This window comes from Thiorhodovibrio winogradskyi (assembly GCF_036208045.1).
In the GTDB taxonomy this organism is placed as follows: domain Bacteria; phylum Pseudomonadota; class Gammaproteobacteria; order Chromatiales; family Chromatiaceae; genus Thiorhodovibrio; species Thiorhodovibrio winogradskyi.
Genome location: NZ_CP121472.1, coordinates 1318056 through 1330577 on the forward strand (window position 1 = coordinate 1318056; position 12522 = coordinate 1330577).

Below are 12522 nucleotides of genomic sequence, written 5' to 3' on the forward strand. Positions count from 1 at the left end.
TGCTAAGATGACCCCATGCAACGGAAGAAACTCCCCATTGGCATTTCCACCTTCGCCAAGATTCGCGGCGAGGATTACTACTATGTGGATAAGACCGAGTTGGCCCTGCGGCTGATTGATGCGGGCAGCTACTACTTCCTCTCCCGTCCGCGCCGCTTTGGCAAGTCGCTGTTGCTCGATACCCTAGCCGAGCTGTTCCAGGGCAACCTGCCGCTGTTTCAGGGGCTTTATGCCGAGCGGTGCTGGGATTGGAGCATCCCCTATCCGGTGATCCGGTTGAGCTTTGGCGGTGGGGTGATGCGTGATCGCGGTGAGCTGGACGCCAAGTTCCGCGAACTGCTCGATATCAATCAGGCATCCCTGCGAATCATCTGCCGGCAACCAACGGCGCCCGGGTGTTTTGCCGAGTTGATCCGTGCAGCTGAACAGCAATATGGCCAGCGCGTGGTCATCCTGGTCGATGAATACGACAAGCCGATCCTGGATAACCTCTCCGATCCCGAACTTGCGCGGCAAATGCGCGAAGGCCTGCGCAACCTCTATTCCGTGATCAAGGACCATGACCGCCATATCCGCTTTGTCTTCATCACCGGGGTGTCCAAGTTCAGTAAGGTCAGCCTCTTCTCCGGGCTCAATAACCTCCAGGACATCACCATCGATCAGCGCTACTCGGCGCTGTGCGGCTATACCGAGGCGGATCTCGATTTGGTCTTCGCGCCCGAGCTCGAAGGCCTGGACCGCCAGCAGATTAAGGATTGGTACAACGGCTACAACTGGACCGGTGCAACCGTCTATAACCCCTTTGATCTCTTGCTATTGTTTGACAGCCGGCTGTTCCGTTCCTACTGGTTTGAAACCGGCACACCGACCTTCTTGATCGAGGTGCTCACGCAACGCCATACCTTCAGCCCCAGGTTGAACGCCTGGCGCGCCACCGAGGCGCTGCTCTCGCGGTTTGACGTGGATGATATGAGCACCGAGGCCCTGTTGTGGCAGACCGGCTACCTCACCTTCCACGGTCAGCGTCAGCTCGGTGCCCGCATCGAATATACCCTGGGCTACCCGAATCTGGAGGTGGAAAGCGCCCTCAACGAGGCCCTGCTCAAGGGGCTCTATGGCGACGCCAGCGAAGCTAGTGAGGCCAGCAGTCGGCTCTACGACACCCTAATGAGTGGCGATTTCGACCAACTGCGCCAGCACTTCGTCAGTCTCTACGCCAGCATTCCCCACGACTGGTTCCGCAACAACCCCGTCACTGACTACGAAGGCTACTGGGCCAGCGTCTTCTACAGCCACTTCGCCGCTCTGGGGCTGGAGATTCGCTTGGAAGACGCCACCAATCACGGCCGCCTCGACATGGCGCTCTTGTTCAACGCACAGGTCTATCTGTTCGAATTCAAGGTGGTCGAACTGGTACCCGAGGGCCGAGCGCTGGAGCAACTCAAGGCCAGGAATTACGCCGAGAAGTATCAAGCGCTGAACCAACCCATCCATCTCATCGGTGTCGAGTTCAGCAAGCAAGAGCGAAATCTGGTCGGCTTTGAGGTGATCAGTGTTGCTAGCGCCAACAATGGATCATCCACGAACTAGCCGTTGCGTGAAACCATGACCGGTCCCATGGCTGGAGAGGGTGGGGCTGATTCTCTGGTCGTGTTGCTAACCCGATCCGCGTCGCCAATCCTATCCCGTGCAGGGCATGGCGAATCTTCGCAAAGCTGCCGGTGGCATCGATCATGGTGGAGTCCCAGCTTAGAACCAAGCAAGCATTGCACCGGGCGGTCGGCGCGAGGCCGATGGCAAGTGTTGCGAACAGTTTATTGAATTTGCCAGCGAGCACGAGATCGCAGCAGTGAAGAGTAGGAGACATTGATTCCCCGCCCCACAGGAGTCTGCTTAGCGATTCGCGTGCTGAAACATGTCTGGTTTCGCCCGTTTTTCCAGCCTTCTGCTTAAGATGTCGTTGATTCGTTGTCAGCTGCCAGGCCGATCGAGTAGTCAACGCAGGGATCAATGCTTGTCACCAACAGGCGGGCCAGCCGCTCAATACTGGTCCGTTCAGTAGCTTTTCCGAGCGGCGGCAGTCCGGCCAAGGCCTGGCTCAGCACTCCTCGCGGATGGAAGTTCCATTCGGTCGGCGCCAGCACCTGATGGCGCTGGACGCGTCCATCGCGCACGACTAGCCGATGCACTAAGAGGCCACGAGCGGCCTGGACGGCGGCGAGGCTGGTGTCCGTTCTGGGATGCAGGCTTTGGATGCTGGGGGCCTGCTCAGGGGGCGCGCTGATCTCGACCAGGGCCTGTGCGAGTTCGATCATCAGCGCCGCGAAGCGGGTCAGCAGGCTGTTGCCATGGATCCGGGTCAAATCGGTGATCAGGGGTTCTTCGGCCATGCGTGCCAGTGGGGTGGTTTCGTAACAGCGCCCGTCGATGCTTGGCGCGGCGATGAAGGCATTGGGGCTGGTGCTGTCCAGGGTGCTATTCGGTTTGTTGGCCAGAATGCCTTCAGGTGGAGTAGCCAGACTGCCACCCAGCCGGAGCTCAATGGCACTCAGGTCGGGCTGGGTGAGCCGGGCGGTGCTGGTCGTCTGGCCGAGTGCTTCCAAGTCTTGCGTGTGCAGAGCTCGCGCGAGGGCGGCAGCTGGTGTTTGGGCGCCCTTGGCCCAGCGCCGCCAGTGCGCGAGACTGTCGCAAGTGGACAGCCAGTCGGCGGCAGCCGTTCCCAGACTGGCCTGCTCGCCAAGGGTGATCAGCTCACGCAAGGCGGGATCGGCGCTGGGTGACCTTGACGGTTCAATGCGCGCGCCGGGAGCGAAAGGCTCGTTGCCCGCGCGCGGGTCTGCACGCAACCCTTGCCAGGCGGCCATGATCCGGGCCATCAGGCTGTCCTCGCGCGGCAGGCCGAGGATAGGCGGCCAGTCGAGCAACAGACGCCACAGATGCTCCTTGATCAACTCCGCCTGCAACAGCTGCTGACGGCGGAGCCGGGTCGATGCGTCGGGAGTCAGCTTGAGAATGGACTCGGCCGCCGTGGCAAAAGCCTGGGACTGGGCAGTGGCGCAGAGGCTGTAGAGCAGCGGAATCTGGCGCGCGACCTCGGTGACATGCTTACCGGCAAAGACCCGCGAGGCGGCCAGTGGGCGCGATGAGCGGATATCCACCCGCCAGCCGTCGTCCTCCCAGCGCAGCCCAATGCACAATCGTCCCGCTGGATCCTTATAGGCCGCAAGCGCGTCGCTCATAAGCGCACACGGACTCGATAAGTCAAGGTCGTTGATCCCTCGGCTGGTACCTCAAGCGTCCACACCGCCGTGCGGGCATTGCCTTTTTGATGCGGCGCGCTTTCTTCGAGGATTTGCCAGTCACCGGGAAGACTTTCCTGCAAGGTCACCGAGACCGCTTCCGGCTTGGCGTTCTTCACCAGGATCTCAAAGGCGCTGTCGAACTCATACTGCCAGGGGCCGGTGCCAGAGCGCTTGCTAAATTCCGTCTGCTTGCGGCTGGCGGTGACATCGAAGGACTGCCCAAGCAAGACCTTGAAGGTTTCGTTTTTGGGGGTATGGTCAATCCGATCCTCGCCGATGAACTGGGCGTTGCCGGCTGAGTCGCCTTTGTAGACGCGCAGGGTGCCGGCGGGCAGCGGCAGACCGAGGTTGGAGTCTTCGTCATTGGTCAGCTCAAGAAACACCTGCACGTCCAGATCCTGGGCCAGATCGCCGAGTGCACGCTGATAGCTGCTGGCGCCGGTGGCGCCGCCCTGAATCAGCAGTTCCTTGCGCACCTTGGCACCGGAGGCACTCAGCAGGCTGACCTGCTTGGACTGGTTGTCGGCAATGGTGGTCGGCTCGGCCAGGCTGTAGAGGTGATACTCAAACAGCGCTTCTTCCTGCATCGGCGGCGCCGCCGCTGCCATCATCCGTCGCTCGGCCATGCCATCGAACATGCTCACCGGCTCGGGCGCGCGGTTGACATCGCCCGCGACCAGTTGCAGCCGGGCATTGCCGTAGCTGGTGCCGCTGCGGTTTTCCAGTGTCACCCAGCCGGTGAGATCAAGTCGGGTCTCCTCGTCGTTCAACTCACCGACATAATCGGCCTGCCAGCTCAGGCCACCGGTCAGGTAGCTGAGTTCCAGTGCCTGTGGCTGGGTCGCCTGGTTGTCCAGTCGCATCACCAGGGTGGGGCGATCGCGCAGATTCGCGGGAATGTCACGATAGACGATGCGATAACGCAGGCTGTTGGGATGGCCGGTCTCGATGCGATCACCGAGTTGCAGCACCACGCCGTCGTTGGCGGCCAGGACCCTGGCGGTTTCCTCGGTCTCCTCGCCCGTGGTCGGATGGGTGCGGATCAGCCCAACCTCGCGCCCGACGTATTTTTCCAGCAGCTTGCCCGGGGTGAGCAGGTCGAAGTCGAAATTCTGCTCAATGACCCTTGGCGCCTGGGCTGGATCGCCCTCTGGCGGGCGCAGCAGGGCGGTCTGCGGCTTGATGCGCGCGCTGACATCGCGAAAAGCGAGATCCAGACGACCGGCTGGCAAACTGATTTGGCGCTGGTCCTTGATCAGCGCCAGGTCGCTGTTGTAGATGGTGACGGCGACCGCGGTCTGGTCGGCCAGGGTGGTGCGCACTTCGGGCAGGTTGGGCCTGTTCTGACCTTGGGTCTGACCTTGGGCCTGATTCGCGACCTGGTTGCGGGCTTGGTTTTGGGTTGGGTCGGATTCGGGTGGATTGGCCATGGCTGCCTCCGCGAACACGAATGTCAGGGCAATGGCGAAAACTGGCCAGTTGGCCCGGGGTTTGGCGTTTGTTTGCATCAATCAAAACTCCGGTTGGGGTGGTTGGGGTATGGCATTTTTCTCGGCTCGCCCGGCTGGCGACCGCTCGGGGTGCTTGCTAGCGGTGTTGGCAAGGGGCTCGGCCAGTGGGAGAGGATCCGGGCGGTGATCGATTAAGGATAAAGGCATGCTTTGGGTTTAAGATAGCGGGCTTTATCTCGGTTCCGATATATTAACACTTTATGAATCCACTGAAACGCCTCGCTGCCCAGACGGCCATTTATGGTGTCAGCAGTGTCTTTGGACGCTTTCTCAATTATCTGCTGGTGCCGCTGTTCACCTACAGTTTCGCGCCGGCGGAGTACGGGGTGGTGGCCGAGTTTTATGCTTATATGGGCTTCTTGGCGGTGCTGCTGGTGTTCGGGCTGGAGACGGGTTATTTCCGTTTTCGCGCTGCTGATCCCGCCGCGGCTGGGGTGGTCTTTGCCACTGTGGCGCGGGCCTTGCTGGTGGCCAATGGGCTGTTTTTGCTCGCCGCCGTGGTATGGCGCCAGCCGGTGGCGGATTTGCTGCGTCATTCGGCACATCCGGAGTATATCCTGTGGGCGGCGGCCATTGTGGCGCTGGATTCGATTGGCGCGGCGGCCTTCGCGCGGCTGCGGGCGGAAAATCGTGCCGGGCGTTTTGCCACCATTAAGCTGATCGAAATCGGCGCCAATATCGGACTGAATCTGTTCTTTATCGTGCTGTGTCGCGAGGCCTTCGCGGCCGATCCCCAATCCCCACTCGGGCGGCTGTGGTTGCCCGAGATTGGTATCGGCTATGTGTTCATTGCCAATCTCGCGGCCAGTGGGCTCAAGTTGATGCTGCTTAGCCCTCAGTTGCTGGGTGTTTTTGGCGGCTTTGACCGGCACTTGCTCAAGCGGTTGCTGCGTTACTCGCTGCCGCTGGTGGTGGTGGGCATGGCGGGCATTGTCAATGAGATGCTTGATCGCGCGGCGCTCAAGTATCTGCTGCCCCATGACAATGCCACCAATATGGCACAGCTCGGGATCTATAGCGCCAGCTACAAGCTGTCGATTCTCATGGCCTTGTTCATTCAGGCCTTTCGCTATGCCGGGGAACCCTTCTTTTTTGCCTATGCAAAAGAACAGAATGCGCGCGCGACCTATGCCCTGGTCCTGCATGGTTTTGTGATTTTCTGTGTCGCGATTTTCCTGCTGGTCAGCCTGAATCTGGATTTTTTCCAGTATTTTGTCGGTGCGTCTTATCGCGAGGGACTGGGCGTGGTGCCGGTGCTGCTGCTGGCCAATTTGCTGCTCGGTATCTATGTGAATCTATCCATCTGGTACAAGCTGACGGATCGTACCCTGATGGGGGCGGGCGTGGCTCTGGTGGGCGCCGGGGTGACCGTGGGGATGCTACTGTGGCTGGTGCCAACCCATGGCTACCAGGGCGCGGCCTGGGCGCATCTGGTCTGCTATGGGGTCATGGTGGTGCTGTCCTATGTGCTGGGGCGGCGATTCTACCCGGTGCCCTATGACCTGGCGCGGGTGCTGGGCTATCCGCTGCTTGGCCTTGCCATGCTGCTGCTGGATCGCTTGTGGTATCCGCCGCGGTTGGGCGACGGCTTGGCGCTGGCGCATTGGCCGGTGGCGCTCGGCTGGCTGTTCGCCTTTGGCTTATTTGTGTTCTTAATCGAGGGACGAGGGTTGCGGGGCCAGGGGCGAGCAACCGCTGCCTGTTCCTCATCCCTGGCTCCTCGGCCCTCGCATCCGGCGCCGGGCGCGTTGTCGTTGGGGCAGGGATTTGATAACGTAGCGGCTCGCGACGCGGCAAGGGCTGCCGTCCGCCCCAATGATTTACCCTCCATACAGGCTCCCATGAGACCCAAGCTGATTTTTATCACCGGCGGTGTTGTGTCTTCGCTCGGGAAAGGAATCGCCTCGGCGTCCCTGGGGGCGCTGCTTGAGGCGCGCGGGCTCAAGGTCACCATGATCAAGCTGGATCCCTACATTAATGTGGATCCGGGCACTATGAGTCCTTTTCAGCATGGCGAGGTCTATGTCACCGACGATGGCGCGGAGACGGATCTGGATCTTGGCCATTACGAGCGCTTTTTGCGCACCCAGATGGGGCGCAACAACAATTTCACCACCGGGCAGATTTACGAGTCCGTGATCCGCAAGGAGAGGCGCGGGGATTATCTGGGTCGCACCGTGCAGGTGATTCCTCATATCACCGATGAGATCAAGGACAGCATCCGCCTCGGTGCCAACGCGATGAAGAGCCTGGCGGGCAGTTCTATCGGCAAGGGGGCGGGCATGGCGTCCGCTGATGGTGCCTCGGCCGATAGTGCGCCGGCTGATATAGCAATGGTCGAGATCGGCGGCACCGTGGGTGACATCGAGTCGCTGCCCTTTCTTGAGGCCATCCGCCAGATGCGGGTTGAGCTTGGGCGCGAGCATGTGCTCTTCATGCACCTGACACTGGTGCCTTACATTCGCACCGCCGGTGAGATCAAGACCAAGCCGACCCAGCATTCGGTCAAGGAGTTACGCTCCATCGGCATTCAGCCCGATATCCTGCTGTGCCGCGCCGAGCAGCATTTGCCAGACGACGAGCGTCGCAAGATCGCGCTCTTCACCAATGTGGGCGAGGAGGCTGTCATCTCGGCGGTGGACGCGGATAATATCTATCGCATTCCCTCCTTGCTGCACGCCCAAGGCCTGGATGAACTGGTGGTCAAGCAGTTCGGGCTTGAGGTGCCGCCCGCGGATCTGTCGGAATGGAATGCGGTGCTGCGCGGTTTCGAGACCCCGCGCGACCGGGTCGTTATCGGTATGGTCGGCAAATACATGGACTTGACCGAAGCCTACAAGTCTCTGTCGGAGGCGCTGGCCCATGCCGGAGTGCATACCCGGGCGCAGGTCGAGATTCGCTATCTGGATTCCGAGGATATCGAGCGCTCTGGAAACGGCGTGCTGGACGGCCTGGATGCTATTTTAGTCCCGGGCGGCTTTGGTGAACGCGGTATCGAGGGCAAGATTAGCGCTGCGCGCCATGCGCGCGAGCAGCGGATTCCCTATCTTGGCATCTGTCTCGGCATGCAGGTGGCGGTGATTGAGTACGCGCGTAATGTCGCCGGTCTCGAGGGCGCGCACAGTACCGAGTTCTTTGGCGATACACCGCACCCTGTGATCGCGCTCATTACCGAGTGGGCGACCGAGGCTGGCACGCGCGAGCGTCGCGATGCCGGCGCCGACAAAGGAGGCACCATGCGCTTGGGTGGGCAGAATTGCCGGCTGGAGCCTGGCAGTTTGGCCCGCGGTATTTATGGCAAGCATCAGGTTCGTGAACGCCATCGTCATCGCTATGAATTCAATAACCAGTACCTGGATCGTATGAAGGACGCCGGCTTGCGCTTCTCCGGCTGGTCACTGGACGGTCGCCTGGTGGAGATTGTCGAGATTCCGGATCATCCCTGGTTCATTGGCTGTCAGTTCCATCCTGAGTTTACCTCCACACCACGCGATGGCCATGCACTTTTCCGCAGCTTTATCGAGGCAGCGCGGGAATTTCGCTGCGTGCGCGGATGAAAAAATTCGCGCGCGTGCATCCTGCAATCTTCAAGACATCCACGGCAGTGAATAAAACATTGGGGCGATATTGGAATCCATGCCTCATTCCCAAGTTTCATATCGGGCTCAAGTTTCAAATCGGGGCTAGCCATGTTGAACCTCTGCGGCTTTGACGTCGGTATCAATCAGCCGCTGTTTCTGATCAGCGGTCCCTGTGTGATTGAGAGCGAGGCCTTGGTGTTGGAGATGGCCGCGGAACTCAAGGCGATCACCGATGCCTTGGGGATCCCTTATATCTTTAAGGCGTCTTTTGATAAGGCCAATCGCTCCTCCATTGATAGCTTTCGCGGGCTGGGCTTGGAAACCGGCCTGCGCATTCTTGAGCGGGTGCGCACCGAGGTGCGGGTGCCGGTGCTGACCGATGTGCATGAGGATACTCCCCTGGGCGAGGTCGCCGCTGTGGTGGATGTGCTGCAAACCCCGGCTTTTTTGTGTCGCCAGACCAATTTCATTCAGAGCGTGGCGGCCCAGGGTAAACCGATGAATATTAAGAAAGGCCAGTTCCTGGCGCCCTGGGATATGGCGCAGGTGGTGCGCAAGGCGCGCGATGCCGGCAATGACCAGATTTTGGTGTGTGAGCGTGGCGTGAGCTTTGGCTATAACAATCTGGTATCGGACATGCGCGCGCTGGCGGTGATGCGAGAGAGCGGCGCTCCGGTGGTGTTCGACGCGACCCACTCGGTGCAGTTGCCCGGTGGGCAGGGGCATGCCTCGGGTGGCCAGCGGGAGTTTGTGCCCGTGCTGGCGCGCGCCGCGGTCGCGGCCGGTGTGGCGGGCTTGTTCATGGAGACGCACCCCAACCCGGAGCAGGCCAAGAGCGACGGGCCCAATGCCTGGCCGCTGGGCAAGATGCGCCAACTGCTGGAGACCCTGGTGGGCATCGATCGGCTGGTCAAGGGAGGTGAGCTGGCTGAAACATCTTTGCTGGTAGCTGCCGCGGCTCGTTCATGAATGCAAGTGCGATTAGCTTATATCCATCACGCCGGATGCGGCGCTTAGCCTGTAGCTTGCATCAATGCGCCGCTCGCCTTGACCTCGGTTAATCGCTGTAAGACAACTTGGCGCTCGACCCCGTTTTTTGATTCCTTATCATTTAATCTTATGGAGTATTCATCATGTCTGAAATCGTCGAAGTCCGCGCTCGGGAGATTCTCGACTCGCGCGGCAATCCCACGGTCGAAGCGGACGTCATCACCGCCGATGGCGCCATTGGGCGCGCTGCCGTGCCTTCGGGTGCCTCGACCGGCTCGCGCGAGGCGCTGGAACTGCGCGATGGCGACAAAGCCCGCTATGGCGGAAAAGGGGTGCTGACGGCCTGCGCCAACATTGGTGGGGAGATTCGCGAGGCGGTGCTCGGCATGGAGGTGTCGGACCAGGCCGCCATTGATGAGCGCATGATCACCTTGGATGGCACCGATACCAAAGGCCGCCTTGGCGCCAATGCCATTTTGGGCGTGTCCATGGCCGCCGCCCATGCCGCCGCCCAGGAGAAAGCCCTGCCGCTGTATCAATATCTTGGTCATGGCAATTACCAATTGCCGGTACCCATGATGAACATCATCAACGGCGGCCAGCATGCCGATAATAGTGTCGATTTTCAGGAGTTCATGATTCTGCCGGTGGGCGCAGCGAGCATTCGCGAGGCGGTGCGCTATGGCGCCGAGGTGTTTCATGCCCTCAAGTCTGTTCTCAAGGGTCGCGGACTGGCGACCTCGGTCGGCGATGAAGGCGGTTTCGCCCCCGACCTGCCCTCGAACGAAGCGGCCATCGAGGTGATTCTGGAAGCCATCGGCAAGGCCGGTTTCAAAGCGGGGCAGGATATTTATCTTGGCATGGATGTGGCCGCGTCGGAATTCTATGAAAACGGCCGCTACAACCTCACGGGCGAGGGGCGCACGCTCGATGCCGCCGGCATGACCGATCTGTTGCTCGAGTGGTGCGCCAAGTATCCCATCATCAGCATCGAGGATGGCCTGGCCGAGGGTGACTGGGACGGCTGGAAGGATCATACCGAGCGCCTGGGTAACAAGGTGCAACTGGTGGGTGATGATCTCTATGTCACTAACACAAAAATTCTGCGGGAAGGCATCGACAAGGGCATCGCCAATTCCATTCTGATCAAGGTCAACCAGATCGGCACCCTGACCGAGACGCTCGCCGCGATCAAAATGGCGCATGACGCCGGCTATACCGCCGTGGTCTCCCACCGTTCGGGCGAAACCGAGGACACCACCATTGCCGATCTCGTCGTTGCCGCCGCCACCGGGCAAATCAAGACCGGCTCGCTGTCGCGTTCCGATCGTGTCGCCAAGTACAACCAGCTGATGCGCATTGAGGATCAGCTTGGCGAGGGAGCCGTCTATGCCGGACGCTCGGCCTTCCGCCATCTGTAATCCGACGCGAGTCGGACGCAGGCGCGCCCCATGACCGCCATGCGCTGGTTGGTGCTGGTTTTGCTCGCCTTGCTCGGGCTGCTGCAATACCGCTTGTGGGTAGGGGAGGGCAGCCTGGCGCAACTGCATACCCTTAAGGTGCAGACCGGCGAGCAGCAACTGGAGCTTGACCGTCTGCGTGCGCGCAATCAGGCATTGATCGCCGAAGTGGACAGCCTGAAAACCGGTTTGGCCGCCATTGAAGAGCGTGCCCGCTTCGATCTGGGCATGATCCAGGACGGTGAGTTGTTTTTGCAGGTGATCGAGAAATCAGCGACTGAGCGCGCCGGCGCCCATTCCCAGTCGGTCCCCGAACTGAACAGGGAGCCCTGATGGCGTCCGTGGTTCAAACCGCTGGAAAGCAGGCCGATGCAGCCGCCAAGGCTTGGGCGCTCATCCCGGCGGCCGGCGTTGGCCGGCGCTTTGGCGCCACCCGGCCCAAGCAGTATCTGGAGCTGGACGGGCGCCGGGTGATCGACCATGCGCTTGAGCGTTTTCTGCGGCACCCCGGTATTCATGGTTGTGTGGTGGTGCTGCACCCGGATGATCCCTACTGGCCGGAAGGTCCCCACGCCCATCATCCCGATGTGCTGCGCGCCGATGGCGGCGCGGAGCGCTGTCACTCGGTGCGCAATGGGCTGGACGCCTTGGCGGCCGTGGCCGATGAGCGGGACTGGGTGCTGGTGCATGATGCCGCCCGACCCTGCCTGAGGCGCGAGGACCTGGATCATTTGTTGGCGGCGCTGGTGAGCGAACCCGTGGGTGCGCTGCTCGCGGTGCCAGTGCACGACACCGTCAAGCGCGCGACCATCCAGGCCGTCGATGATGCCGCCGTGACCGGTGCTGGGGTGACCGCGGGCACGTCCGCCAATGCGCTGGTCGTCGCCGAGACAGTGCCACGAGCCGACCTGTGGCGCGCCTTCACGCCCCAGGCATTCAGGCTCGGGCAGCTGAGACAGGCGCTGGATTTTGCCCTTGCGCAGCATCACCTGGTGACTGACGATGCCAGCGCCATGGAACTCCTCGGACTGCGCCCGCGCCTGGTGGAAGGCCATGGTGACAATATCAAAATCACGCGCCCCGAGGACCTGGACCTGGCGCGCTTTTATCTTTCGCAACAGTCTCATTAGGCCCAACAGGCTGAACAAGACAAACAGGCACAACAGGAGTCGGCATGCTCATCGGGCAGGGAATTGACGTGCATCGCTTCGCATCGGGGCGGCGACTGGTGCTGGGCGGGGTCGAGATCGGACACGACTTCGGGCTCGAGGCCCATTCCGATGGTGATGTCGTGATTCATGCCCTGTGCGATGCCCTGCTCGGTGCGGGTGGTTTTGGCGACATCGGGCATCATTTTCCGGACAATGACCCGGCCTTCAAGGATATTGACAGCCGTGTGCTGCTGCGCCGGGTGATGCAAACCCTGGCAGCCCATCAATTGTCACTGGTCAATGCCGACCTAACCATTGTCGCCCAGGCGCCCAAGCTGGCCCCGCATATCGCGGCCATGCGCGAGTGTCTGGCCGGCGACCTGGGCTGCTCTCCGGCGCGCGTCAACGTCAAGGCCACCACCAGCGAGCGACTTGGCTTCACTGGGCGTGGCGAGGGCATCGCGACCTTCGCGGTGGTGCTGCTTGATCATCCGCCGGGCTTTTCGGGCTGAGTTCGGCTTGTTATG

9 protein-coding genes are annotated in these 12522 nt (G+C 61.1%); 7 read left to right on the top strand and 2 right to left on the bottom strand.

The window, feature by feature from the left end; all coding sequences use genetic code 11:
* Positions 1-15: 15 nt before the first annotated feature.
* Positions 16-1590, top strand: a complete 1575-nt coding sequence (locus Thiowin_RS06020) for an ATP-binding protein (RefSeq protein WP_328986835.1) — start codon at positions 16-18, stop codon at positions 1588-1590.
* A gap of 359 nt (positions 1591-1949) precedes the next feature.
* Here the strand turns inward: Thiowin_RS06020 and Thiowin_RS06025 are convergent, their stop codons facing one another.
* The gene (locus Thiowin_RS06025; RefSeq protein WP_328986836.1) at positions 1950-3239 is read right to left on the bottom strand and encodes a nickel-dependent hydrogenase large subunit; all 1290 of its coding nucleotides are present in this window, start codon (positions 3237-3239) and stop codon (positions 1950-1952) included.
* Positions 3236-4810 (bottom strand): DUF4139 domain-containing protein, encoded by a 1575-nt coding sequence (locus tag Thiowin_RS06030; protein ID WP_328986837.1) that lies wholly within the window; start codon positions 4808-4810, stop codon positions 3236-3238. The genes Thiowin_RS06025 and Thiowin_RS06030 overlap by 4 nt, the downstream gene beginning before the upstream one ends.
* A gap of 1844 nt (positions 4811-6654) precedes the next feature.
* Here Thiowin_RS06030 and Thiowin_RS06040 point away from each other — a divergent pair.
* From Thiowin_RS06040 to ispF, 6 genes are all read left to right on the top strand, one after another.
* The gene (locus Thiowin_RS06040; protein WP_328988016.1) at positions 6655-8370 is read left to right on the top strand and encodes a CTP synthase; all 1716 of its coding nucleotides are present in this window, start codon (positions 6655-6657) and stop codon (positions 8368-8370) included.
* A 132-nt stretch (positions 8371-8502) separates the two neighbouring features.
* Positions 8503-9363 (top strand): 3-deoxy-8-phosphooctulonate synthase, encoded by an 861-nt coding sequence (gene kdsA, locus Thiowin_RS06045; protein WP_328986838.1) that lies wholly within the window; start codon positions 8503-8505, stop codon positions 9361-9363.
* Positions 9364-9527: 164 nt separating this feature from the next.
* Positions 9528-10805: a phosphopyruvate hydratase gene (gene eno / locus Thiowin_RS06050; RefSeq protein WP_328986839.1), complete on the top strand. Its 1278-nt coding sequence runs from the start codon at positions 9528-9530 to the stop codon at positions 10803-10805.
* Between the two features lie 30 nt (positions 10806-10835).
* Positions 10836-11177, top strand: coding sequence for a cell division protein FtsB (gene ftsB / locus Thiowin_RS06055; protein ID WP_328986840.1), 342 nt, complete (start codon positions 10836-10838; stop codon positions 11175-11177).
* On the top strand, positions 11177-11974 hold the full coding sequence (gene ispD, locus Thiowin_RS06060; RefSeq protein WP_328986841.1) for a 2-C-methyl-D-erythritol 4-phosphate cytidylyltransferase: 798 nt from the start codon (positions 11177-11179) through the stop codon (positions 11972-11974). The genes ftsB and ispD overlap by 1 nt, the downstream gene beginning before the upstream one ends.
* 44 nt (positions 11975-12018) lie before the next feature.
* A complete protein-coding gene (gene ispF / locus Thiowin_RS06065; RefSeq protein WP_328986842.1) occupies positions 12019-12507 on the top strand; it encodes a 2-C-methyl-D-erythritol 2,4-cyclodiphosphate synthase in 489 nt (162 codons plus the stop codon).
* The last annotated feature ends 15 nt before the right edge of the window (positions 12508-12522 follow it).

What these genes read in the sequence shown, in the direction of transcription:
- ispF (WP_328986842.1), top strand. Translation starts at nt 12,019, where the DNA reads ATGCTCATCGGGCAGGGAATTGACGTGCATCGCTTCGCATCGGGGCGG.
- eno (WP_328986839.1), top strand. Translation starts at nt 9,528, where the DNA reads ATGTCTGAAATCGTCGAAGTCCGCGCTCGGGAGATTCTCGACTCGCGC.
- ispD (WP_328986841.1), top strand. Translation starts at nt 11,177, where the DNA reads ATGGCGTCCGTGGTTCAAACCGCTGGAAAGCAGGCCGATGCAGCCGCC.
- Thiowin_RS06025 (WP_328986836.1), bottom strand. Translation starts at nt 3,239, where the DNA reads ATGAGCGACGCGCTTGCGGCCTATAAGGATCCAGCGGGACGATTGTGC.
- kdsA (WP_328986838.1), top strand. Translation starts at nt 8,503, where the DNA reads ATGTTGAACCTCTGCGGCTTTGACGTCGGTATCAATCAGCCGCTGTTT.
- ftsB (WP_328986840.1), top strand. Translation starts at nt 10,836, where the DNA reads ATGACCGCCATGCGCTGGTTGGTGCTGGTTTTGCTCGCCTTGCTCGGG.
- Thiowin_RS06020 (WP_328986835.1), top strand. Translation starts at nt 16, where the DNA reads ATGCAACGGAAGAAACTCCCCATTGGCATTTCCACCTTCGCCAAGATT.
- Thiowin_RS06030 (WP_328986837.1), bottom strand. Translation starts at nt 4,810, where the DNA reads ATGCAAACAAACGCCAAACCCCGGGCCAACTGGCCAGTTTTCGCCATT.
- Thiowin_RS06040 (WP_328988016.1), top strand. Translation starts at nt 6,655, where the DNA reads ATGAGACCCAAGCTGATTTTTATCACCGGCGGTGTTGTGTCTTCGCTC.